The organism is Aquabacter albus, assembly GCF_040049275.1.
In the GTDB taxonomy this organism is placed as follows: domain Bacteria; phylum Pseudomonadota; class Alphaproteobacteria; order Rhizobiales; family Xanthobacteraceae; genus Aquabacter.
The window spans coordinates 292,278-316,054 of record NZ_JBDZDT010000008.1 but is presented as its reverse complement, the minus strand read 5'-3'; the positions used below and the strand labels follow the sequence as shown (position 1 = coordinate 316,054).

At 67.6% G+C, this 23,777-nt stretch carries 22 protein-coding genes; 17 read left to right on the top strand and 5 right to left on the bottom strand.

Translation table 11 applies throughout. The features are described from left to right. Window positions 1–96: 96 nt before the first annotated feature. From ABLE91_RS21605 to ABLE91_RS21560, 10 genes are all read left to right on the top strand, one after another. Window positions 97–3,039, top strand: coding sequence for a xanthine dehydrogenase family protein molybdopterin-binding subunit (locus ABLE91_RS21605; protein ID WP_348934188.1), 2,943 nt, complete (start codon window positions 97–99; stop codon window positions 3,037–3,039). Beyond that, complete coding sequence (locus tag ABLE91_RS21600; protein WP_348934187.1) at window positions 3,036–3,863, top strand: FAD binding domain-containing protein; 828 nt, start codon at window positions 3,036–3,038, stop codon at window positions 3,861–3,863. Before ABLE91_RS21605 ends, ABLE91_RS21600 begins: the two co-directional genes overlap by 4 nt. Next, the gene (locus ABLE91_RS21595) at window positions 3,851–4,360 is read left to right on the top strand and encodes a (2Fe-2S)-binding protein (protein ID WP_348934185.1); all 510 of its coding nucleotides are present in this window, start codon (window positions 3,851–3,853) and stop codon (window positions 4,358–4,360) included. The genes ABLE91_RS21600 and ABLE91_RS21595 overlap by 13 nt, the downstream gene beginning before the upstream one ends. Further along, window positions 4,353–5,888, top strand: coding sequence for an AMP-binding protein (locus ABLE91_RS21590; protein WP_348934184.1), 1,536 nt, complete (start codon window positions 4,353–4,355; stop codon window positions 5,886–5,888). The genes ABLE91_RS21595 and ABLE91_RS21590 overlap by 8 nt, the downstream gene beginning before the upstream one ends. Window positions 5,889–5,918: 30 nt before the next feature. After that, entirely contained in the window at window positions 5,919–6,716 is a 798-nt protein-coding gene (locus tag ABLE91_RS21585) for an enoyl-CoA hydratase/isomerase family protein (protein WP_348934182.1), read from the top strand. 90 nt (window positions 6,717–6,806) lie between these two features. Then, a complete protein-coding gene (locus tag ABLE91_RS21580; RefSeq protein ID WP_348934181.1) occupies window positions 6,807–7,994 on the top strand; it encodes an ABC transporter substrate-binding protein in 1,188 nt (395 codons plus the stop codon). 61 nt (window positions 7,995–8,055) lie between these two features. Continuing rightward, window positions 8,056–8,946: a branched-chain amino acid ABC transporter permease gene (locus tag ABLE91_RS21575; RefSeq protein ID WP_348934179.1), complete on the top strand. Its 891-nt coding sequence runs from the start codon at window positions 8,056–8,058 to the stop codon at window positions 8,944–8,946. Further along, complete coding sequence (locus tag ABLE91_RS21570; RefSeq protein ID WP_348934178.1) at window positions 8,939–9,967, top strand: branched-chain amino acid ABC transporter permease; 1,029 nt, start codon at window positions 8,939–8,941, stop codon at window positions 9,965–9,967. Before ABLE91_RS21575 ends, ABLE91_RS21570 begins: the two co-directional genes overlap by 8 nt. Further along, the gene (locus ABLE91_RS21565) at window positions 9,964–10,722 is read left to right on the top strand and encodes an ABC transporter ATP-binding protein (RefSeq protein WP_348934176.1); all 759 of its coding nucleotides are present in this window, start codon (window positions 9,964–9,966) and stop codon (window positions 10,720–10,722) included. Before ABLE91_RS21570 ends, ABLE91_RS21565 begins: the two co-directional genes overlap by 4 nt. Further along, window positions 10,722–11,429 (top strand): ABC transporter ATP-binding protein, encoded by a 708-nt coding sequence (locus tag ABLE91_RS21560; RefSeq protein ID WP_348934174.1) that lies wholly within the window; start codon window positions 10,722–10,724, stop codon window positions 11,427–11,429. Before ABLE91_RS21565 ends, ABLE91_RS21560 begins: the two co-directional genes overlap by 1 nt. Window positions 11,430–11,486: 57 nt before the next feature. Here ABLE91_RS21560 and ABLE91_RS21555 read toward each other — a convergent pair whose 3' ends face one another. Together ABLE91_RS21555 and ABLE91_RS21550 are read right to left on the bottom strand one after the other, a co-directional pair. Next, window positions 11,487–12,467, bottom strand: a complete 981-nt coding sequence (locus ABLE91_RS21555) for a Bug family tripartite tricarboxylate transporter substrate binding protein (RefSeq protein ID WP_348934173.1) — start codon at window positions 12,465–12,467, stop codon at window positions 11,487–11,489. Window positions 12,468–12,578: 111 nt separating this feature from the next. Next, complete coding sequence (locus tag ABLE91_RS21550) at window positions 12,579–13,523, bottom strand: LysR family transcriptional regulator (protein ID WP_348934171.1); 945 nt, start codon at window positions 13,521–13,523, stop codon at window positions 12,579–12,581. Between the two features lie 143 nt (window positions 13,524–13,666). On the opposite strand from ABLE91_RS21550, the gene ABLE91_RS21545 reads away from it, so the two are divergent. Next, window positions 13,667–15,070, top strand: a complete 1,404-nt coding sequence (locus ABLE91_RS21545) for a UbiD family decarboxylase (RefSeq protein WP_348934169.1) — start codon at window positions 13,667–13,669, stop codon at window positions 15,068–15,070. Window positions 15,071–15,205: 135 nt separating this feature from the next. Here ABLE91_RS21545 and ABLE91_RS21540 read toward each other — a convergent pair whose 3' ends face one another. From ABLE91_RS21540 to ABLE91_RS21530, 3 genes are all read right to left on the bottom strand, one after another. Beyond that, complete coding sequence (locus ABLE91_RS21540; RefSeq protein ID WP_348934167.1) at window positions 15,206–15,880, bottom strand: GntR family transcriptional regulator; 675 nt, start codon at window positions 15,878–15,880, stop codon at window positions 15,206–15,208. Between the two features lie 134 nt (window positions 15,881–16,014). After that, window positions 16,015–17,121 carry a glycerol dehydrogenase gene (locus tag ABLE91_RS21535; RefSeq protein ID WP_348934165.1) on the bottom strand — a complete coding sequence of 369 codons (1,107 nt, stop codon included), beginning with the start codon at window positions 17,119–17,121 and terminating at the stop codon, window positions 16,015–16,017. Between the two features lie 23 nt (window positions 17,122–17,144). After that, window positions 17,145–17,972: a shikimate dehydrogenase family protein gene (locus tag ABLE91_RS21530; protein ID WP_348934164.1), complete on the bottom strand. Its 828-nt coding sequence runs from the start codon at window positions 17,970–17,972 to the stop codon at window positions 17,145–17,147. Between the two features lie 183 nt (window positions 17,973–18,155). On the opposite strand from ABLE91_RS21530, the gene ABLE91_RS21525 reads away from it, so the two are divergent. The 6 genes from ABLE91_RS21525 to ABLE91_RS21500 all read left to right on the top strand — a co-directional run bounded on the left by ABLE91_RS21525 (window position 18,156) and on the right by ABLE91_RS21500 (window position 23,698). Continuing rightward, a complete protein-coding gene (locus ABLE91_RS21525; protein WP_348934162.1) occupies window positions 18,156–19,040 on the top strand; it encodes a transketolase in 885 nt (294 codons plus the stop codon). Window positions 19,041–19,042: 2 nt separating this feature from the next. Next, a complete protein-coding gene (locus ABLE91_RS21520; protein ID WP_348934161.1) occupies window positions 19,043–20,035 on the top strand; it encodes a transketolase family protein in 993 nt (330 codons plus the stop codon). A gap of 130 nt (window positions 20,036–20,165) precedes the next feature. Next, window positions 20,166–21,170, top strand: a complete 1,005-nt coding sequence (locus tag ABLE91_RS21515; protein WP_348934159.1) for a Bug family tripartite tricarboxylate transporter substrate binding protein — start codon at window positions 20,166–20,168, stop codon at window positions 21,168–21,170. 132 nt (window positions 21,171–21,302) lie between these two features. Next, a complete protein-coding gene (locus tag ABLE91_RS21510; protein WP_348934157.1) occupies window positions 21,303–21,695 on the top strand; it encodes a carboxymuconolactone decarboxylase family protein in 393 nt (130 codons plus the stop codon). 33 nt (window positions 21,696–21,728) lie between these two features. Further along, a complete protein-coding gene (locus ABLE91_RS21505; protein WP_348934155.1) occupies window positions 21,729–22,181 on the top strand; it encodes a tripartite tricarboxylate transporter TctB family protein in 453 nt (150 codons plus the stop codon). Between the two features lie 8 nt (window positions 22,182–22,189). Continuing rightward, the gene (locus tag ABLE91_RS21500) at window positions 22,190–23,698 is read left to right on the top strand and encodes a tripartite tricarboxylate transporter permease (RefSeq protein WP_348934154.1); all 1,509 of its coding nucleotides are present in this window, start codon (window positions 22,190–22,192) and stop codon (window positions 23,696–23,698) included. Window positions 23,699–23,777 lie beyond the last annotated feature (79 nt).

The following is a 23,777-nucleotide window of genomic DNA, read 5'->3' as shown; positions in this document are numbered from 1 at the left end:
AGTCCTGAGACCGGAGGGCCTCCTCCAGGCCGACATGCCCCGCCACATTGCCCCCGCCAAGCGCCTCCGAGAGGCGCGTCGGCGGGAGGGATGTGAGTGAAGGTCGACCACAACGCCTGGACTGGCCAGTCGCTGCCGCGCATCGAGGATGCGGGGCTGCTGACCGGTCGCGGCCGTTTCGTCGACGACCTCGGCATCCGGCCCGGCACGCTCTATGCCGCCATCCTGCGCGCGCCCCACGCCTTCGCCGACATCAGGGGCATCGACACCGCCGCTGCGAAGCTGATGCCCGGCGTGGCCGCCGTTATCACCGGCGCGGATGTGGCCGCGCTCACCACGCCCATGGTGGCCGGGCTGAAGGTGAAGGTGGAGAACTGGCCCATCGCCGTCGAGCGCGTGCGCTATGTGGGCGAGCCGGTGGCCATTGTGGTGGCGGAGGACCGCTACAAGGCGGAGGACGCGCTCGACGCCATCGAGGTGGATTATGCGCCGCTGACGGCAGTGATCGACCCGGTGGAGAGCCTCGGCACTGATGCGCCAGTGCTCCATGCCGGCACTGCTGGCAACCTCATGAGCGACCGGCGCTTCCGCTATGGCGATCCCGAAGCGGCTTTCGCAGCCGCCGCGCGCACCGTCGAGATCTCCATCCGCTACCCCCGTAATACCGGCGCGCCCATGGAGACCTACGGCATCGTCGCCGAATACGACCCGCACGAGGGCGTCTACGACATCCTCGCCAACTTCCAGGGCCCGTTCAGCATCCATGCGGTGCTGTCCCGCGCGCTGAAGGTGCCGGGCAACCGGCTGCGGCTGCGCATGCCGCCGGATTCCGGCGGCAGCTTCGGCGTGAAGCAGGGGGTCGCGCCCTATGTGATCCTCATGGGCGTCGCCGCCCGCATCACCGGCCGCCCGGTGAAGTGGATAGAGGACCGGCTGGAACATCTCATCGCCGCGGTAGCGGCCACCAACCGCGTCACCACGCTTCGGGCCGCCGTGGAAGCAGACGGGCGCGTGACGGCGCTGGATTTCGACCAGATAGAGGATTGCGGCGCCTATCCCCGCGCACCCGAGCCGGCGACCCTCTACCGCATGCACGGCAACATGACCGGGGCCTACGACATCCGGAACCTTGCCATCCGCAACCGCGTGGTGCTGACCAACAAGGCGCCCACGGGCCTCGTGCGCGGTTTCGGCGGGCCGCAGGTCTATTTCGCCCTCGAGCGGCTGATGCAGCGCATCGCGCTGGAGCTGGGGCTCGATCCGGTGGAGGTGATCCGGCGCAACCTGATCCCCGCCGGCGCCTTTCCCTACCGCACCGCCAGCGGCGCGCTTTACGATTCCGGCGACTACCAGACGGCGCTCGACTTGGCGCTCGGCGACGGCCGCCTGGAGGCGCTCCGCCTCAGGCGCGAAGAGGTGCGCAAGGCGGGCCGGCTTTACGGCATCGGCCTTGCCGCCGTGGTGGAGCCCAGCGTCTCGAACATGGGCTACATCACCACCGTTCTGACGGCCGACGAGCGGCGCAAGGCGGGGCCGAAGAACGGCGCCCAGTCCACCGCCACGGTCTCCATCGATCCGGTGGGCTCGGTCAGTGTCAACGTTGCCTCGACCCCGCAGGGCCAGGGCCACCGCACGGTGCTTGCCCAGGTGGTGGCCGACGTGTTCGGGCTCGATCCGAAAGACATCCGGGTGATCGTGGACCTCGATACGGGCAAGGATGCCTGGTCCATCGCATCAGGCAATTATTCCAGCCGCTTCGCCTCGGCGGTCGCGGGTGCCGCCCACATCGCCGCCACGCGCCTGCGCGACCGGCTGGAGCGGGTGGCCGGGGATCAGCTGCAGGCGCAGATCGGCGAGATCGTGTTCGCGGACGGGCAGGTCAAGACCCGCGGCGACGCGCAGAAATCCATGCCGTTCTCTCGCATCGCCGCGCTCAGCCACTGGTCGCCGGGCCTGCTGCCCGACGGGGTGGAGCAGACCATCCGCGAGACCGCCTTCTGGACCCCGCCGGAACTCACCGCGCCGGGGGAGGGGGACGACGTCAACTCCTCCCTCTGCCATGGCTTCATCTTCGACATGTGCGGTGTCGAGGTGGACCCGGTGAGCGGCGCCGTGCGCATCGACAGCTACCTCACCATGCATGATTGCGGGCGCGTGCTGCACCCCGGCATGGTGGAGGGGCAGATCAGGGGCGGCTTCGCGCAGGCGCTCGGCGCCACCTTCCTGGAAGAGCTCGCTTATGCGCCGGACGGCGCCTTCATCGCAGGCACCTTTGCGGACTATCTCCTGCCCACCGCCACCGAGGTGCCGGACGTGGAGATCCTGCATATGGAGACGCCCTCGCCCTTCACGCCGCTCGGCGCGAAAGGGGTGGGCGAGGGCAATTGCATGTCGACGCCCGTGTGCATCGCCAATGCGGTGGCCGATGCGCTGGGCGTCGCCGACCTCACCCTTCCGCTCACGCCCGCGAACGTCGCGGCGCTCGCCGGCCGGGCCGAGCCGCCGCCACCTGCTTCTGCCCGCGCAGAGGTGAAGCGCAGCCCCGGTGACCGGACCCTGCGCGGGGAAGGCAGCGCCAGCGTCGCGGCGCCGCGCGAGGCGGTGTGGGCCATGCTGCTGGATGCCGACGTGCTCGCCTCCGTGATCCCCGGCTGCCATGGCGTGCGGAAGCTCTCGCCCACCCACTTCACCGCCGAGGTGACGCTGGGGGTCGGCCCGGTGAAGGGCCGCTACAAGGCGGACATCCGCCTCTCCGACCTTAAGGAGCCGGAAGCCGCAACGCTCGCCGGCCATGTGAGCGGCGCGCTCGGCACCGGCGGCGGCTCCGGCCGCATCACGCTGGTGCCGCTGCCGGACGGCGGCACCACGGTCTCCTACACCTATGAGGCGGCGGTGGGCGGCAAGGTGGCGGCCATCGGCGGGCGCCTGCTGGACGGCGCCGCCCGCGCCATCATCGGCCAGTTCTTCGCAGCCCTGGCACGCCGCGCCACGCCCTCGCGGCCCTCGCTCTGGCGGCGCCTGTTCGGGAGGCGCGCATGAAGCCCGCGCCGTTCGATTTCGTCCGCGCCGTCAGCCTGGAAGAGGCGCTGGAAGCGCTTGCGGAGCACGGCTCGGAGGCCCGCATCATCGCCGGCGGGCAGTCGCTGTTGCCCATGCTGAACATGCGCCTCGCGCGGCCGCAGGTGCTGGTGGACATCATGGGCTTGCCCGGCCTGCGTGCCATCCGCCGCGAAGGGGATGCCATCATCGTCCCGGCGGGTGTGCGGCAGGCGGCGCTGATGGCGCATCCTGGCCTTGCGGAGGCGCAGCCGCTGCTCGCCGCGGCGCTCCCCTTTCTCGGCCATCTCCAGACGCGCAGCCGCGGCACCGTATGCGGCTCCATCGCCCATGCGGATCCGAGCGCGGAGCTGCCGCTGTGCCTCGTGGCGCTGGGCGGCGTGGTGCACCTGCGCAGCCGGAAAAAGGCGCGACGCGTGGCGGCGGCGGATTTCTTCAGCGGCATGATGACCACGGATAAGGGCGATGACGAATTGATCGAGGCGGTTTCATTTCCCGCCGCACATCCCGGCAGCGCCTACGCCTTCCGCGAATTCTCCCGCCGGCATGGTGATTTCGCCATCGTCGGCTGCGCCGCGCGGGTGGCGAAGGACGGCATCGATTTCGCGGTCTGCGGCGTCGCCGACCGGCCGGAGCGCCGCCAATGGCCGCGCCTCGACGGCACGGCGCTGGACGATGCGCTCAACGCCTTCGCCTGGGAGCTGGACGCGCGCGACGATTTGCACGGCAGCGCGCGGCTGCGGCGCGATCTCGTGCGCTCCATGGGGCGCGCCATCGTCGAGGAGGCTGCAGCATGCCTCGCCTGACCGCCGCGCAGCGCCATCCCGTGCACTTCATGCTCAACGGGCATCCCGCGCACCTGGAGGCTGAGCCGCGCCTTCTCGCCACCGACGCGCTGCGCCATTCCATCGGCCTCACGGGGACCCATGTGGGCTGCGAGCACGGCGTCTGCGGCGCCTGCACCATCCAGATCGATGGCGTCCCCGCCCGCGCCTGCCTCACGCTGGCGATCCAGCTCGAAGGCTGCGAGGTGCGCACCGTCGAGGGCCTCGCGCCCGCGCCGGACCGGCTCTCGGTGCTCCAGGACGCTTTCCGCCGCCACCACGCCTTGCACTGCGGCTTCTGTACCGCCGGCATCCTCATGTCCGTCGATGCCTTCCTGAAGGCCGCGCCGGACCCGGACGAGGCGCAGGTGCGCGACGTGGTCGGCGGCCATCTCTGCCGCTGTACCGGATACACGGCCATCGTCGCCGCCGTGCTGGACGCGGCCGCCATCCTAAGGGGGAGCGACGCGCATGTTTGATCTCGGTACCAGCTTCCTTGCCAGCGTCGCGCGCAATCCCGACGCGCTCGCCATCGTCGACGGCGACGTGCGCCTGACCTACGCGCAATGGCTCGTCCGCATCTCCTCCGTGGCGGCGTCGCTGGGGGAGATGGGCCTTGGCCGCGGCGACCATCTCGTGACCGTGCTGCAAAACCGCTGGGAGGCCGCGACGCTCCATTGGGCGTGCCAGTTTGCAGGCATCATCATGACGCCCATCAACTGGCGCGCGAAGCCCGATGAAATCGACTACGTGATCGAGAATGCGGACGCCAAGGCGCTGGCGTTCGAAGCGGCGTCGGCAGCGGCTGTCGCCGAGAGCGGCCTTGCCGCGGGCGTGCCGCTGATCGCGGTCGGCGCCGATGCCGGCCCCGCATCCTCGACCTTCGAGCACATGGCCGGGCGCGTCGTGCCCACCGCAGTCCCGCAGGCGAATGCCGACGACTGGTCGCTGATGCTCTACACCTCGGGCACCACCGCCAAGCCGAAGGGTGTGCCGCGCCGCCACCGGGCCGAGCGCATGGCGGGCATCGCGCACGTGGCGCAGAACCTCTATGGCAATGGCGAGCGCACGCTCGGCGTCATGCCGCTCTATCACACCATGGGCGTGCGCTCGCTCATCGCCATGTCGCTCATCGGCGGCACCTTCGTCTGCCTGCCACGCTTCGACGTGGCGCGCGCGCTGGAGCTGATAGAGCGGGAGCGCATCACCAACCTCTATCTGGTGCCGACGCTCTATCACGACGTGGCCCATCACGAACGCTTCGCCGGCACCGACGTCTCCAGCGTGCGCAAGCTGGGCTTCGCCGGCGCGCCCATGACGGACGGGCTGCTGAAGACGCTGGTCAAGGCATTCAAGCCGGACCTGTTCGTCAACCATTACGGCTCGTCCGAGATCTACACCTTCACCATCGACCAGGACGCGGCGGCAAAGCCCGGCTCCGCCGGCAAGGCCGGGCTCAACCAGATGATCCGGGTGGTGAAGCTCGGGGCGTCCTCGCCCACTGAGCGCGCAGCGGACGGCGAGGAAGGCGAGATCATCGCTTTGGCGCTGAGCGACGAGGCGTTCGAGGGCTATTGGCGCCGGCCCGACGCCAACGAGAAGTCGCTGCGGGATGGCTGGTACTTCACCGGCGACACCGGTTTCTTCGACGCCGACGGCGACCTGTTCGTCACCGGCCGCGTGGACGACATGATCATCACCGGCGGCGAGAACGTCTCGCCCGTGGAGATCGAGAGCTGCCTGTCGCTCCATCCGGGCGTCGCCGAGGTGGCCGTGGTCGGCCTGCCGGACGAGCGCTGGGGCAAGATCGTCGTGGCCTTCGTGCAGCGTCGCGGCGACGTCTCGGCCGCCGAGCTGGACGCCCATTGCCGCAGCTCCGGCCTTGCCAACTTCAAGCGGCCGCGCCGCATCGAGTTCGTCAAGGAAATCCCGAAATCCCCGGTCGGCAAGCTGCTGCGCCGCCAATTGGTGGCCGGCGAGTACGAGGCCGACGCCAGCGCCGCCTGATCCCCTTTTCAAAACCCTGAGGACCATTCCATGACCGCCATCACTCCCACCCTTCCCGCCGAGCTCGACGGCTTCCGCATCGAGATCGACGCCGCGCGCGAGCGTGCCGACATCATCCTCGACCGCGCGCCCATGAACACCGTCTCCATGCCCCAGCGCGACCAGCTCCGCGTGGCGTTCGAGGCGCTCGACGCCGATCCGAGCGTGCGCATCATCGTGCTGCGCGCGGTGGGCGAGCACTTCTCCTCCGGCGGCTACATCAGGGGCTTCCTGGAGGCCTCGCCCGAGCACGTCTCCAAGCTCGCCTGGAACATCGCCGCCCCCGCCCGCTGTTCCAAGCCGGTGATCGTCGCGAACCGCGGCTACACCTTCGGCGTCGGCTTCGAGATCTCGCTCGCCTGCGACTTCCGCATCGTCTCGGAAACCTGCCAATACGCGCTGCCCGAGCAGAAGCTTGGCCAGATCCCCGGTTCCGGCGGCTCGGCGCGGCTGCAGAAGATCATCGGCATCACCCGCACCAAGGACATCGTGATGCGCTCCAAGCGCATCTCCGGCAAGCAGGCGCTGGACTGGGGCATCGCCACCGAATGCGTGCCCGACGCCGAGCTGGAAGCCGCCACGGACCGCCTCGTGGACGAGCTGCGCAGCTTCTCGCCCATCGCCCAGCGCACCGCGAAGAAGCTGCTCAACGACACCGAGGATTCCTCGCTCGCCATCGCCATCGAGCTGGAGGGCCACTGCTACAGCCGCCTGCGCCAGTCGGACGATTTCCGCGAGGGCGTCGAGGCGTTCCACGCGAAGCGCCCGCCGAACTTCCGCGGGAGCTGATGCCTTCAAGCCCCGTGGCCGCATGGGCCGCGGGGTGATCTCACCGGGTGGCCGCCCGGAGCAACAACGGCCGAAACGGAGGGAACGACCATGAACGGAAAGACTATTTTTCGCACGCTGGCCGCTGGCCTCGTCGGCGCAACCGCGCTTGCGGCCACTGCCGTCGCCCAGCAGCCGGCGCCCATCAAGATTGGCGTGGTGACGCCGCTCTCGGGCACCTACACGCCCATCGGCCAGCAGGTCCGCTGGGGCCTGGAGCTGGCGGCAAAGCAGATCAACGCGGCGGGCGGCATCGCCGGGCGGCCGGTCTCGCTGATCTTCGAGGACGAGGAGGCGAACCCCGCCGTCGCCGTCCAGAAGGCCGAGAAGCTATTCCAGGTGGAGAAGGTGGACTTCCTCACCGGCACGGTGAATTCCGGCTCTACGCTTGCGGTGGCGCAGCTGGCCGAGCGCAACGCCAAGCTGGCGGCGACGACCGTGTCGTTCGCGGATTCCATCACCACCGACAAGTGCTCGCCCAACATGTTCCGCGTCAATGCGCGCGCCGGCCAGCAGTCGGCGGCACTCGCGGCGTGGCTCTCCAAGACCAAGCCGCAGGCGAACGTGTTCTATCTCGGCCCCGATTATGAGATGGGTCGTTCCACCGTGGCCGCCTTCAAGGCCTCGGCCGAGAAGGACGGGGCGAAGTCGTCCGGCGAAGTGTTCGCGCCGCTGGATTCGAAGGACTACACCCAGTATTTCGGCCAGATCCGCGCCGCTCGCCCGCAGGTGCTCTACACCTCGGTGGCCGGCAACGACACGGTGCGCCTGCTCACCCAGCTCCAGGATTTCGGGCTGCTGAGCACCATCACCGTGGTGGGCGCCTCGGGCACCGTGACGTCGCAGAACATCGGCGCCATCGGCGCGGCGGCGGAAGGCTTCGCCACCGGCGTCGGCTATTCGCCGCAGATCGACACGCCCGAGAACAAGGCGTTCGTGAAGGCGTTCCAGGACGCCTACAAGACCGACCCCGACCTCTACGGCGCTGACAGCTACGGCCTGCTCTACGCCTACAAGGCCGCGGTGGAGAAGGCCGGCGCGACCGACACGGACAAGGTGCGCGCCGCACTGGAAGGCCTGTCCTGGCAGACCCCGCAGGGCACCAAGACCATCCGCGCCGGCGACCACCAGGCGATGCAGCCCATGTATGTGGTGCGCATCACCAAGGGCAAGTTCGACATCATCGCCCAGGTGCCCGCGGACGCGGCCATCGGGCCCGACGCCTGCACCCGTTTCTGACGCCTCCAACGCCGCCGCGGTCCTCGCGGCGGCGCCTTCTCCGACGGCCGGGAGGCCGGACATGACCGCCTTTGACTATTTGCAGTTCGTCCTCGCGCCCCAGATGGTGAACGGGCTCGCGCTCGGCATCGCCGTGGTGCTGGTGGCGCTGGGACTGACCATCATCTTCGGCCTGCTCGACGTCATCAATATGAGCCACGGCGAGTTCTACGCCATCGGCGCCTATGTCGCGCTGGCGCTCGGCGCGGCGCAGATCAACTTCTGGCTCCTTCTGGTGCTGGTGCCGATCCTGATGCTGCCGCTCGGCGCGGCGGTGGAGCGCCTGCTCATCCGCAAGGCCTTCCACAGCAAGGACCGGCATGTGACGACATTGCTCGTCACCTTCGGCCTCGCACTGATCGTCGAGGATCTCCTGAAGGTTGTGTTCGGCCCGAACACCCAGCGCCCGTCGACCCCCATCCCCGGCGCCACCGAGATCCTCGGCGTGCTGCTGCCCAACTACCGGCTGTTCCTGATCGTGGTGGGCGTTTTGATCATTCTCGCAGTGGCTTATGTGGTCTACCGCACCCGCCTCGGCGCCATGGTGCGGGCGGCGGCCTATGACAGCCACATGGCCGCCTCGCTCGGCGTGCCGGTCTCGTGGGTCTATGCCGGCACCTTTGCCTTTGGTGTCGCGCTGGCGGGCCTCGCCGGGGTGCTATTGGCGCCCATCTACTCGGTGTTCCCCACCATGGGGCGGGACTTCATCCTGCTCGCCTTCACCGTGGTCATCGTCGGCGGCATGGGCTCCATCTGGGGCGCGGTGGTCGCGGGCCTGCTGCTCACCCAGGTGCAGGCGCTGGCGAGCCTCGTGATCTCGCCGGTCTGGACCGACCCGATCGTGTTCGGCACCATGGTGGCCTTCCTCGTTTTCCGGCCCCAGGGCCTGTTCGGGCGGCTCGGCCATGCATGACCGCCTGACCCTCTCCATGCGCGCGAGCCATGTGCTCGCCGGCCTCCTCGTCGTGTGCGCGCTCGGCCTTGCTGTGGTGGGCGCGCTCGTCGGCGACACCTTCTACCTCAGGCTCGGCACCGAGGCGCTGATCTTTGCTGGGCTCGCTCTGTCGGTGGACCTGCTGCTCGGCTATTCCGGCGCGCTCTCGCTCGGCCAGGCGCTCTATTTCGGCATCGGCGCCTATGTCTCCGCGCTGGTGCTCATGAAGGTGCCGTCCTTCTGGCTTGCCATGGCGGCGGCGGGTGGGGCGAGCTTCCTCGCGGCGCTCATCGGCGGGCTGATCGCCAACCGGGTGCGCGGGGTCTATTTCGCCCTCATCACCTTCGGCATGGCGCAGGTGGTCGCCAAGATCGTCTACAACACCCGCGAGCTCGGCGCCTCGGACGGCATGATCGGCATCCCGGTGATCGACATCGGCCTTGGGCCGTTCCATGTCTCGGCGGGCAATCCGGTGGGCTTCTTCCTCATCGTGCTGGCGGTGATCATGGGGCTCTATGCGCTCACCGCCTACCTGCTGGACACGCCGTTCGGCCGCGTCCTCACCGCCATCAAGGCCAATGAGCGGCGCGTGCCGTTCCTCGGCTATTCGGTGTGGCGCGCGCGCATGGCCTGCTACCTGCTGGCGGGCGTGATCGCGGGCCTGTCGGGCGCGCTCTATCCCATGCTGCGCGGCTTCGTCTCGCCGGAGCTGATGTTCTTCATGACCTCCGGCAATGCCGTCATCTCGGTGATCCTCGGCGGCGTCGGCACGCTGGTGGGCGCGCTCTATGGCTCGATCCTCCTCATCATCGTGAAGTCGTTCGTCGGGAGCTGGACCGAGCACCACCAGATCGTCATCGGCGCCCTGTTCATGGCCGCCGTTCTGTTCTTCCCGAAGGGGCTTGTGGGCTTCGTGCGGCCCTACGTGGTCCGCGCGCTGGGACGCCCCGTGAAGGAAGAGCCGCCGGTCGGCCTCGAACCCGGAAAGGCCAAGCCATGAGCCAGCCCGCCATGAGCCATCCCGTTCTGGAGGTCAGCGGCCTCTCCATCGCCTTCGGCGGCCTCAGGGCCGTGGACGATGTGAGCTTTTCGGCCGAGAAGCACCGCATCACCACCGTCATCGGCCCCAATGGGGCCGGCAAGTCCACCTTGTTCAACCTGATCAGCGGCGCCCTGAAGCCGCATTCCGGCCGCGTGCGCATCAACGGCGTGGACATGACGGGCGCGCGGCCGGCCCGCACCAAGGCGGCCGGCCTGTCGCGCTCGTTCCAGATCACCAACCTGTTCTTCGAACTGACGGTGGCGGAAAACCTACGCCTCGCCGCGCAGGTCCTGGAGCCCGCCTCGCGTGCGCTGCTGCCCATCCGCTCGTCAGTGCGGGCGCGGGTGAAGACGCAGGAGATGCTGGAGCGCTTCCAGCTCACCCACAAGCGGGACGAGCTCGCCGGCAACCTCTCCCATGGCGACCAGCGCCGGCTGGAGATCGCCGTGTGCCTCGCCTCCGAGCCCACCATCCTGCTGCTGGACGAGCCCACCCAGGGCATGAGCCACACCGACACCGCCGAGACCGCGACCCTGGTGCGCGCGCTCACGCAGGATGTGAGCGTGCTGCTCATCGAGCACGATATTGGGCTCGTCATGGAGCTTTCCGACCACGTCGTCGTCATGCACCAGGGCCGCAAGCTCGCCGAAGGCCCCCCGGCCGTGGTGCGCGCGGACCCTGCGGTGCAGGCCGCCTATTTCGGACACGCCTGATGCTCGCCATCGAAGGACTCCACACCCATTACGGGCTCAGCCACGTCATCCAGGGCATCGACCTGAACGCCGAGCCCGGCGAGGTGGTCGGCATCTTCGGCCGCAACGGTGTCGGCAAGACCACGCTCCTGAAGACCATCGCCGGCTGGGTCCGGCCGACGCAGGGGCGGATACGCCTCGGCGACGCGAAGCTGGAGGGGCTTTCGCCTGATAGCATCTGCCGGCTCGGAGTGGGGTTCGTGCCGGAAGACCGGCGCATCTTCCCAGGCCTCACCGTGCAGGAGAACCTGGAGCTGGGCCTGCTCCAGGTGCGCGGGCGCTCCGCGTCCGCCGAGCGTTCCGCCATCGATAGTATCTACGACCGCTTCCCCCGCCTGCGCGAGCGGCGCAGGCAGCTCGGCACGACGCTGTCGGGCGGCGAGCAGCAGATGCTGGCCATGGCCCGCGTCCTCGTGGGCGAGCCGCGCCTGGTGCTGGTGGACGAGCCGAGCGAGGGCCTCGCGCCCATGATCGTGGCGGAGGTGTTCGCCATCGTGCGCGAGCTGCGCGACCGGGGCGCCATTGTGCTCCTGGTGGAGCAGAACGTGCACGAGGCGCTGGCGGTCACCGACCGCTTCATTGTCATCGAGCGCGGGCAGGTGGTGCTCGCGGGGGACGGGGAAGAGGCCGCCGACCGGGAAAAGCTGCTGTCGGTGCTCGCGCTCTGAATTCCTCGGAACGCGGCGCCGTCCTCCCTGGAGGAGCACGGGGCCGAAGGGCCAGCCTCAATTCAGCTTGATCCCCGCTTTGGCGATGATGTCGGCCCATTTCACCGATTCCGCCGCGATGAATGCCTTGAACTGCGCCGGCGTGGAGCTGTCGGGCTCGACGCCGATCTCGATCAGGCGCTTCTGCACGGCGGGGTCCGCCACGGTGGCGACGATCTCGCGGTTCAGGCGGTCGATCACCGCCTGGGGCGTGCCCGCCGGGGCGGCGATGCCGAACCAAGCGTAGGATTCGTAGTCCGCCACGCCCTGCTCGGCCATGGTCGGCACGTCTGGGAGCGCCTTGCTCCGCGTCTTGGTGGTGACCGCGAGCGCGCGCACTTGGCCCGCCGCGAGCTGCGAGGACACGTTGGGAATGAGCTGGAAGCTCACCGGCACCTCGCCGGAGACGAGGTCGATGGCGAGCTGGCTGCCTGAGGGGTAGGGAACGTGTTGCATCTGCGTGCCCGCGACGATGTCGAAATAGGCCGCCGCCAGATGCTGCGAGGAGCCGAGCCCCACGGAGGAATAGCTGATCTGTCCGGGCTTCGAGCGCACATAGGCGATGAATTCGGGGACCGTCTTCACCGGGATCTTGCTGGGGTTCACCACCAGGACATTCACCAGCTTGGCCACCAGCGAGATGGGTTCGAAATCCTTTTCCGGATCGTAGGGAAGCCCGCCCAGAGTGCGGTTGATCACAAACGGTCCGGGCGCCGCGAACACCAGCGTGTAGCCGTCCGGCGCGGCCTTCGCGGCCGCCGCTGTCCCGGTGTTGCCGCCCGCGCCGGGCCGGTTCTCCACGATGATGCGCTGGCCCAGCCGCGGGCCGAGCCCGTCCGCCACGATGCGTGCGATGGAGTCGCTGGCGCTGCCGGCGCCGAACGGCATGATGAGCTTGACCGGGCGGTCGGGATAGGACTGCGCGAGGGCAGGCGTGGCGATGGCGAGAGCCGCGGCGGCGGAAATCGCAGCCAGCAGGTCGCGGGCAGTGTGGCGCATCAAACCCCCTAGATGATCTTGGACCGCAGTGTTCTTTGTTCCAATCACCATAAGGCGTAATGTTGCCTGCCAGTAATAATAAGCGCTGATATAGGGGTGTCGTGCCGGTGATTATCGGCGCTTGCGCCGCGCGGGGGGAGATCCGAGCCCCCCGTGCAACTGGGTCGCGGCGGCGGATAGCTCCTGCGAGATGACGTCCACGAACAGGCGCGCGGCCTCCGAGAGCGGGCGGCGGGGATTGTGCACGCACACGATCTGGCGGGCGACGCGCGGCGCGACGAGGCGATGCGCCCTCAGGCTGCCGTCCGCGAGGCCCCGGCGAACCGCGATGGCGGGGAGGATGGTGGTCCAGCGGGAGGCCCGCAGCAGTTCTTCAATGGCGGCGATGGCGTCAACCTCCAGCTTCACGGGCAGCTCGATGTCCTCGTCTTCTGCGATCCTGTCGATGATGAGGCGCAATCCATTGCGCTTGGACGGCAGGATCAGCGGCAGGGTGCTGACGTCGCGCAGCGCCACTTGCGCCGGGAGCCGGTGCGGCCCCTCGCTGGCGGTGACGAGGACAAACTCTTCCTCGAGGATGTCGGTGGAGAGGAGGTCCGAGCGGCCGCGCGTCTTGTTGACCAGCGCGAAGTCCAGCGTCCCGCCGCGCACCGCGTCCACAAGGGCGCTGGAATAGCCGTCGCAGACCGAGATTTCGACCTCGGGATATTGCGAGGTGAAGAGCGCGAGCGTGCGCGCAAGGACGCTCATGGTCACCGAGGACACGAGGCCGATGGCGATGCGTCCGCTGACCTCGCCGGAGCGGCTCGCGACCTGCTGCTTGGCATCCGCGAGGTCCCGCAATATGGGCGCGAACAGCCGATAGGCCATCTGCCCGGCGGGTGTCGGCACCATTCCGTGGGCACTGCGGTCAAACAGCTTCTGGCCGAACTCATCCTCCAGCTTGGTGATCTGCATGGAGAGCGCGGGCTGCACCACGTTCATGCGCCGCGCCGCCCGCGTGGTGGAGCCTTCCTCGCAGAGGCTGACGAAATAACTGAGCTGGCGGATGTCCATCGGGCGCTCCTGGAGATGGTCTCGTCTATCACGATAGCTGATGCTGATAGGGGAAATCATCAGAAACTATTCGCAGAAGGAAGAGCCTGCCGCTAGCCTTTGAGGTGGCGGCGCATGTCGCGCCGGGAATGGACGGCCTTCAGATGGAAACGACCCTGCATCCCACCAGCGCGGAGGGGCTGCGCCCCGTGACGACGCTGCGCGCATGGCTCGACCGTCTGTCCGCCACGGACCGTCTGGGCGTGATGCGCCCCGGCCTGAAGCTGGCGTTCGAGGTGGCCGCCGTCGCCAAGCGGCTGGACGGCGAGAAGGCCACCGTCTTCCCCGCGCCGGACGGCCACGCGGTGCCCGTCATCTCGGGACTGGTCTCCGATCGCGGCTGGATCGCCGAGGCCATGGGGGTGCCGCCCGCCGAGGTGCTGCGGCGCTTTCAGCAGGCCGCGCGTGCGCCAATCCCCTGGCGGGAGGTGACGGAGGCGCCGGTGCAGGAGGTCGTGCACCGGGATGTGGACCTGTTCCGCCAGCTGCCCTTGCCCACCCATAACGAGCACGACAGCGGGGCCTACATCACCGCCGGACTGCTGATCTCACGCGATCCGCGAAGCGGGGCGCAGAACGTCGCCATCCACCGGCTCCAGGTGTCGGGCCCGGACCGGCTCGGGGCGCTGCTGCTGCCGCGCCACACCCTCGCTTACTACGACATGGCGGGGGAAGACCTGCCGATCGCCATCGTCATCGGCGTCGACCCGCTCACGCTCCTTGCCTCTCAGGCCATAGCCCCGCTCGGCCAGGACGAGCTGGAGATTGCCGGTGGCCTCCATGGTGCGCCCTTAGAAGTGACCAAGTGCCTGACCAGCGAGCTGCGCGTGCCGGCCACCGCCGAGATCGTGCTGGAAGGCCGCATCCTCGCGAAGGTGCGCGAGCCGGAGGGGCCGTTCGGCGAGTTCCCGCAATATTATGGCGAGCGGGCCGAGCGCCATGTCATCCAGATCGACGCGGTCACCCATCGCCGCCGGCCGCTGTTCCACACCATTGTGGGCGGCGGACTGGAGCATCTGCTGCTGGGCGCCATCCCACGGGAAGGGACCATCCTGGACTATCTCCAGCGCAGCTTTCCCGGCGTTCTGGATGTCCATCTCTCGCGCGGCGGCGTGTGCCGCTATCACCTCTATGTCCAGATGAGGACCCGCTTCCAGGGCGAGGCGAAGAACGTCATCATGGGCGCGCTCGCCGCCCATTACGACGTGAAGCATGTGACGGTCGTGGACGAGGATGTGGACGTCCACAATCCCACCGAGGTGGAGTGGGCGCTGGCGACCCGGTTCCAGGCGGACCGCGACCTGGTGGTCGTCTCCGAGAGCCTCGGCTCCAGGCTCGATCCCTCCACCCGCGATGGTGTGGGCGCCAAGATGGGCTTTGACGCCACGAAGCCGCTGGATGCCCCCGAGATGCGCTTCAAGCGCATCCGCGTGCCGGGCGAGGAGAGCATCGAGCCGGAGCTGCTGCTCGACGGCAAGGATTGGCGGCAGGCGGTTTCTTCCGACTAAGGCGCCGTGACGCGTCTACAAATGAGCTTTCTCGCATACCCCGTGGTCGCGCGATGAAGATGCAACAATGCTCGCATCCCCACGGGGCAGTTTAATGTTCGCATATGGTTTGTAGCAACGTACCGCACCCTTGTATCACGGCGGGCCGAGGGCCCCCTTCTCGAATTGGCTGATGAGATGCTCGCCCCAGCGGATGTCGTCCTGGATGGCCCTGCGGGCGGCCTCCGGGTCCTGCGCTTCCAGCGCGACCAGGAGGTCGTGATGCCGGTGCTCGGTCTCGCTGAGTTCGCGGCGCGGCGTGCGCTGGTGGAAGAGGCGCAGGAAGGGGCCCATCAGAACCCACATATTCTCCACGACGCCTTCCAGGATGGGCAGGTTGGCAATCCTCAGCAGGGCGAAGTGGAAGTCGCGGTTGAGGAAGCTGGCCTTCGCCGGATCCGTCCGCGCGGCTTCGATGAAGGCGTGCTGGATCTGTGCGAGCTCGGCAAGCTGCTGCGGCGTGATCACCTCGGCCGCGCGCGCCGCGGACTCGCCTTCCAGATGGATGCGGATGAGCTGGACCTCGCGCAACTGGCGGGGATCGAGCTTGGGCACATGGATCGAGGTGGCCGTGCGCATCTCCAGCGCGCGCTCGCTCACGAGGCGGAAAATGGCCTCCCGAACCGGCGTGATGGATGTTCCGAACTGCTCCGCCACGCTGGCAATGGTGATGCGCTCGCCGGGAGACAGCTGCCCGTCCATGAGGGCGCTCCGCAACTGGGTGTAGAGCTGCGCGGACAGGTTTTCCCTCGCAAGAGGCTTGACACGCATCGACACGGTCCTGACCGCTCCCTGTTGGCTGCTGATGTCGTCCGGGACATTGACGACGGCGCCTACGGGGCGCCGTCGATGGTGATCGGTTATTCTCTCATCCCCCGATTGCGAGCGGGATGAGGCGGGGCGCCTCAGGCGCTGAGGCGCGCGCTTTCATTGGCGTCATGGTTGCCCATGGCCTCCACAACCTCGATCGCCGCACGCAGATCGGCGGCGGAAAGCGGGCGCTCGAAGTGCTTCATGTGCGGCGCCTGGGCGGTGAGGTCCGCGATCAGCGCGAGATCTTCGTCGCCGCCGGAGAAGCCGAGATCGGCGAGGCGCACCGGAAGTCCCGTCGCCCGGTAGAAGGCACGCATCTCCGCCATGAAGTCGGCCGGGCGGTTTTCCAGCTGGAGCTGCACGAGAAGGCCGTAGGCCACCTGGAGGCCGTGCAGGGCGGAGGCGGGTCCTTTGACGGCGGAGAGGCCGCGCGTCATGGCATGGCTGATGGAAAGGCCGCCGCTTTCGAAGGCGAGCCCGCTCATGAGCACGCTGGCTTCCACCACCCGCTCCAGCGCCTCATCGCTCTCCCCGCGCTTCACCGCTTGCAGGGCGGCCACGGAAAACTCGCGGATGGTGTCGTAGCAGGCCCGTGCCAAAGCGAGTGCCGCGCGCGGCGGGCGGCCGCCGAACATGTTGGTGCCGCTGACGTTCACGCATTGCTCGACTTCGAAGCGCTTGACCAGCGCATCGCCGATGCCGGCGGAGAGGAGGATGGGGGGCGCCTTGGCGATGATGGCGGTGTCCACGAGGACGAGATCGGGATTGCCGTTCAGCTTGTCCACGCCGACCAGCTTATGGTTCTCGTCATAGACCACGATGATGTGGCTGGTGGGCGAGTCGTTCGAGGCCACGGTGGGGATGGTCACGATCCGCGCATTGAGCCGCGAGCCGAGCGACTTGCCGGTGTCGATGGTCTTGCCCCCGCCGGCGGCGATCACGATGTCGGGCTGCTTCTGGCGGCACAGGGCTTCTAGGCGGTCGATCTCGGCGCGGGTGATCTCTCCGCCGAACGTCACGCGCTCCAGCGCGATGCCGGCCGCCGCGCAGCTCTTCTCGGCGTCGTCGCCGATCAGGTCGCCAACGAAGGTATCGGTCAGCAGCACGGCCGTCCTGCCGAGGCGCGCAAGCTCCTCGCCGAGCTTGAGGCGCGCATCGGGGCCCTGGATGTAGCGGCGCGGCGAGCCGAAAATCATCATAAGAATTCTTCCTTCTTGCTAGCTCAGGCGGGCGTGAAAACGGCGGGCTCCGCGCCCGTTGCCGGGCGCGCCAGGACATCGATGAACAGGTCGATCTGCGCGGCGAGCATGTGCGCGCCGAGATGGATGCGCGCGCCCCGTGCTGCGGCCGCCACCAGCAGCGGCGTCATGGCTGGGGACATGATCATCTCGGCCACGATGGTGCCGGGCGCGATGGTGGAAGGATCCAGCGGGATCGACGGGTCGCCGCTGAGGCCCACCGAGGTCGCGTTGGCGATAAGGTCGAAGCCGGTGGCATCCGCCTCGCCCGCGCGGACGATGCTGCGGGGATAGGCGGACTGGAGGCGCGCCGCGAGCCGTTCCGCCCGTGCAGGGTTCCGGTTGGCGATAACCAACTCCGCGACGCCCGCCTCGACGAGGGCCTGCGCGGCGGCGGTCGCCGCACCTCCGGCGCCCAGGAGCAACACGCGCATGGCCTTGGGGTCGATGCCTTGCTGCCTGAGGCCGGTGACGAAGCCGTAGCCATCATAGAGCTGGCCGATCAACTCGCCCGTTTCGCTTTTCCGGACGAGGTTCGCGACGCCGAGATCGGCCGCGACCCCCTCCAGGCGGTCGCAGAGCAGGGCGACCGTCTCCTTGTGGGGGATGGTGACGATCACGCCGGGAATGGTTGAAACGCCGCGGATGGCCGCGAGCGTGGCGGGGAGTTCAGATGGTGGAACATCCCAAGGCACCACCACCGCATTTATGCCCAGGTCCTGACACCGGGCATTGAACATGGCGGGCGTCTTCACGTGCGCCGAGGGATGCGCGAGGTGCGGAATGACGCGGGTTTTCCCGTCGATCTCCATGCTCCAGCGCGGCCTCCCCGGCGCTTCCGCCCGTTACGCTGCGGGACGGATTGAAATGATATATGATGCATGATACGTAGCTAGGCATCGGATGTCGAGGCCCTCTACAACCGCCTCGCGCCAAATGAATAAAATGATCGACAGACTAGAATTTTGTCGGCGCGCGCGGGGAGATGTTGAGGGATGCTTTCATCCAGTATTTCACCCAGTCCAGACCGTAATTCTTACGATTTGACGCCTGACGAGCTGAAGCGCCTGCGCGAGAAGGCGCGCTTCGTCCGCCTTGAGACGATCCGGCTCATCGAGATCGCAAAGGTCGGACATTATTCGTCCGTGTTCTCGGCAGCGGAGATTTTTTCCTCTCTCTACTATGACGTCATGAATATCCGTGCAGGTGAGCCCCAATGGGCGGACCGCGACAGATTTCTCATGGGCAAGGGGCACGCGGCAGTCGGATTATTCCCGATACTTTGCGAGTTCGGCTACATCTCCAAGGACGTTCTCGACAATTACACGCGCCTCGGGAGCCCGCTGGGCGACCATCCCGACATGCGGAAGGTGCCGGGCATCGACTTCTCCTCCGGCTCCATCGGCCACGCGCTCTCCGCCGGCGCCGGCATGGCGTGGGGCGGCCGGGCCGCCAAGCGCGCCTTCACCACCTTCGTCATGCTGGGCGATGGCGAGATGCAGGAGGGCCAGGTGTGGGAAGCGGCCCTGTTCTCCGCCCAGCACAAATTGTCGAACCTGATCGCCATCGTGGACCGCAACGGCTTCCAGCTGGACGGCGCGGTGGACGATGTCATCGGCATCGAGCCGCTGGGCGATAAGTGGCGCGCCTTCGGCTGGGAGGTCCACGAAGTGGATGGCCACGATCTGGCGGCGCTGACCCCGCTTTTGCGCCGCGCAAAGGCGGACCTGGCGCGCGAGAAGCCGCTCTGCATCGTGGCGCGCACGCTCAAGGGCAAGGGTGTCTCCTACATGGAGACCGAGCCCGGCTGGCATCTCGGCTACCTCGCGCCGGAAGACGCGCAGCGGGCGGTCGAGGAAATCATGGCGCGGGAGATCTGACCATGTCCGGAGCGCTCTCCGAGAATTCCTGGCAGTATCGCGCGCTGAACGCCGCGAACCCGGGTCTGAACCATCTTTCCGATGCGCTGATCGATCTCGCCGATGCCGGCCTGCCCATCCTCGCAGGCTCGGCGGACCTTCAGTATTCGAACGGCCTGAACAAGTTCGCGCGCCATTATCCGGAGCGCTATATCCAGTTCGGCATCTCCGAGCAGAACATGGTGACCGCGGCCGCCGGCCTCGCCACCACAGACCATGTGCCGTTCGTCGCCACCTTCGCGTCTTTCCTGGGCCTCCTGTGCTGCGAGCAGATCCGCATGGACGTGGCCTATTGCGCCCAGCCCGTTCGGCTCATCGGCCACCACACGGGCATCTCGCTCGGCTTCTACGGCACCTCGCACCACGCGACCGAAGACATCGCGACCATGCGGGCCATTGCCGACCTTACCGTCATCTCCCCGGCGGATGGGCCGCAGCTCCAGGCGGCCATCAAGGCGTCGGTGGACTGGCCCGAGCCCATCTATTTCCGCATCGGCCGCGGCCGCGAGCCGGACGTCTACCCGCTCGGCGCGCCCTTCAGGATCGGCCAGGCCATCGAGCACATGACGGGCGAGGAGCTTACCATCATCGCCTGCGGCCTGCCGGTTCATCCCGCGCTGGAGGCGGCGCGGCGGCTGAACGGGGAAGGCCGGTCCGTGGGCGTCATCGACATGGCGACCATCAAGCCGCTCGACCGCGAAGCCGTGCTGCGCGCCGCCGGCCGCAGCAAGGTCATCATGACCGCCGAGGAGCACAACGTGCTGGGGGGGCTCGGCTCCGCGGTCGCGGAGGTGCTGGCCGACGAGGGATGCGGCGTGCCGCTGCTGCGCCACGGCATCTATGACGAATACAGCCTGATCGCCCCGCCGACCCATCTCTACAAGCATTACAAGCTCGATGCCGATGGCCTCGAAGAGATGGCGCGCGTGGCGCTCGGGCGTATCAGGGCCCGATAGGATCAGGATCGCCGGCATGACATGAGGACACCCTCCGGGACGCCTACGCCAACACGACAAAGCTCGTGACGGCGTGCCGGAGGCCAAGCCGAAACAACAGTGCCAGACAATGGCAGAGGAGGAGGAAGCAATGTCCAAGAGGACGAACATGCCGACCCGCCGGCTGGTGGTCGCGGCAACCCTGTCGCTGGTCGCGCTCGCGCCCATCGGTGCCATGGCGCAGGCGAACTATCCCAGCAAGCCGGTCACCATCATCGTTCCGTTCCCGCCCGGCGGCGGCAATGACGTGGTCGCGCGCCTGCTCTCCCAGGGGTTGGGGAAGAAGTTCAACCAGCGCTTCATCGTCCAGAACGTCGCCGGCGCCAATGGCAGCGTCGGCCTCAACATGCTGGCGCGCGCGGAGCCCGATGGCTACACGCTCGGCGTCGCCGCCGCCGGCCCCATGGCGGTCAATCCCAATCTCTACAGCGACCTGCCCTACGACCCGGTGAAGGACTTCGAGCCCATCGCGAACGTGGTCAACACGCCGCTCCTCCTGGTGCTCAACCCCAAGGTCAAGGCCAACACCATCCCCGAGCTGATCGCCGAGGCGAAGGCCAATCCGGACAAGTTCAGCTACGGCTCGCCCGGCATCGGCAATTCGGGGCACCTTGCCGGCGAGCTGTTCAACTCCATGGCCGGCCTGAAGATCGTCCATGTTCCCTATAGCGGGAACGGCCCGGCCATGACCGATCTTCTCGGCGGCCAGGTGCAGATGCTGTGGTCCAGCATTCCCTCGGTGCTTCCGCACGTCCAGCAGGGCGCCCTGAAGGGCATCGCCATCGGCAGCGCGCAGCGTCTGCCGGCTCTGGCGAACATCCCCACCGTCGCGGAGACCGTGCCCGGCTACGAGGCCTATTCCTGGGTCGGGCTCATCGCGCCCAAGGGCACGCCCCGGCCCATCATCGACAAGCTGAATGCGGCCATCAAGGAGCTGCTGAGCACGCCGGAGGCCATCGCCACCGTGGAGAAGATCGGCGCCATTCCGGTCGCCTCCACGCCCGACGAGTTCCGCGAATACATCAAGGCCGAGATCAAGAAATGGGGCGACGTGATCCGCGACGCCAAGATCACGGCCGAGAACGAAGCCAAGTGATCTCTTAGGTGATCTCGGCGGAACGCCCGACCCGCACGGCCTGACATCCGCCTCGACATACGCGCCGACCGCGTGGCGATCGCCCGCGCCTGTGACCCCTTTCCAAACCGCATGATCCGAATGGAGGAATTGATGGACGATTTGTTTCCCGCCGGCATGAAGATCCGCCGCCAGGTGCTGGGCGACCCCCATGTGGATCGCGCCTGGGCCAAGACCGAGGGCGACGATTTCCAGAAGTCCCTGCAGGAGGTCATCACGACAGTCGGCTGGGGCGCCGTATGGGGCCGCGGTGTCCTGGACTTCAAGCAGCGGAGCATGCTGACGCTCGCGCTCATGGTGGCGCTCAACCGTCCCCATGAGGTGGCGATCCACCTGAAGGGCACGATCCGCAACGGCTGCACCCGCGAGGAGATCCAGGAACTCCTCATCCATTGCGGCTGCTATTGCGGCTGGCCGGCGGCGGTGGACGCCTTCGAGATCGCCCGCACCGTCTTCAAGGAAATGGACGAGGCCGCCTCGAAGTGATCCTCGTCATCGCCCGTTGAGCGGGGGAGCGCCATGAGCCCGTCCAGACAATTGATCGCCGGATTGCTCTTCATCGCCATTGGCGTGGCATTCGGCTATGGCGCCTGGGGATACAAGATGGGAACCGCGCTCCAGATGGGGCCCGGATACTTTCCCTTCCTCCTCTCCATGGTTCTGGTCGGGCTCGGCGCCCTTGCCGCCCTGCAGGGCTTCCTTGAAGCGGGCATCGAGGACCTTCAGCTGGTTCCCTGGTCCTCGGGGCTGCTTCTCCTCTCCTCGGTGGTGTTCTTCGGCCTGACCATCCGGGGGCTGGGCATGCTCATCACCCTCCCCATCACGGTCCTGCTTGCCGCCCTCGCCGGCAGGCAGACCGGCATCGGGCGCGCCGTGGTGATCGCGGCGGGCCTCACCGTGCTCTGCCTCGCCGTGTTCACGTATGGCCTGGACGTGCCGATCCCGCTGCTCGGGCGGTGGGTGAACTTCTAGGGGAAGCCATGGACCTGCTCGCGAATCTCGCCCTCGGCTTCTCCACCGCGCTCAGCCCGGAGAATCTCCTGTTCTGCTTCGTCGGCTGCCTTCTCGGTACGCTGGTGGGCGTCCTGCCGGGCATCGGCCCGACGGCGACCATCGCCATGCTGCTGCCGCTGACTTTCAGCTTCGAGCCCGTCACGGCGCTGATCATGCTCGCCGGCATCTATTACGGCGCCCAGTATGGCGGCTCCACCACGGCGATCCTGGTCAACGTCCCCGGCGAGACCTCGTCCGCGGTCACCGCCCTCGACGGTTATGCCATGACGCTGAAGGGCCGGGGCGGGCAGGCCCTGGCTGTGGCGGCCATCGGCTCGTTCATCGCGGGGTGCATCGGCACCCTGATCCTCGGCCTGTTCGCGCCGCCCCTCGCGGCCGTGGCCTTGAATTTTGGGCCGCCGGAATATTTCTCCCTGATCGTCCTCGGCCTCATCTCCTCCACGGCCCTGGCCCGCGGTTCGCTCTTGAACGCGCTCTGCATGATTGTGACCGGGCTGCTGCTGGGCCTCGTGGGCCTCGACATGTACACGGCGGCGCGGCGGTTCACCCTCGGGCAGCTGGAGCTTTACAACGGCATCAGCTTCGTCGCCCTGTCCATCGGTCTGTTCGGCATCTCCGAAATCCTGCGGAACCTGGAAAGCAAGACCGAGAGCGAAGTCAAAGTCCGGGAGATCAAGGGCTTCATGCTCTCGAAGGAGGACATGAAGCGGTCCATCGCCCCCATCCTGCGCGGCACGGCGCTGGGCTCGGCCCTGGGCATCCTGCCGGGCGGGGGCCATATCCTCGCATCCTTCGCGTCCTACACATTCGAGAAGAAAATCTCGAAGACGCCAAAGCGCTTCGGCGCTGGCGCCATCGAAGGCGTGGCGGGGCCGGAATCGGCCAACAACGCCGCCGCCCAGACCTCCTTCATCCCCCTCCTGACCCTGGGCATTCCCGCCCACCCCATCATGGCGCTGATCCTCGGCGCCCTCATCATCCAGGGGATCGCCCCGGGGCCGAAGGTCATCGAGACCGAACCGGCGCTGTTCTGGGGCATCGTCGCCTCCATGTGGATCGGCAACCTCATGCTGGTGGTGCTGAACCTGCCTCTGGTGGGCATGTGGATGAAGCTGCTCAAGATCCCCTACAGCATCATGTTCCCCAGCATCATCGCCTTCTCCGTCATCGGAACGTACAGCATCGATATGAATGCGTTCCACGTCTACGAAATGGCGATCTTCGGCGCGCTGGGATACCTGTTCATGAAGCTTTGGTGCGAGCCGGCGCCGCTTCTCCTGGGGTTCGTGCTGGGGCCGATGCTGGAGGAGCATTTCCGCCGGGCCATGATCCTGTCGCGCGGCGATCCCACCATTTTCTTTTCGCGTCCCATCAGCGCCGTGCTCCTGGTCATTGCCGTGAGCATCATGGTCTTCGCGATCCTTCCCTCCATACGCCGCAAGCGCGAGGAGATCTTCGTCGAAGACGCTGACTGAAGGTTGTCCCTGGAGCCCGAGCGTCCCACGCCCCTGGGCTCGAAGTGCTTAAGCTTTGCTTTGGGATGCTTTCAAGACG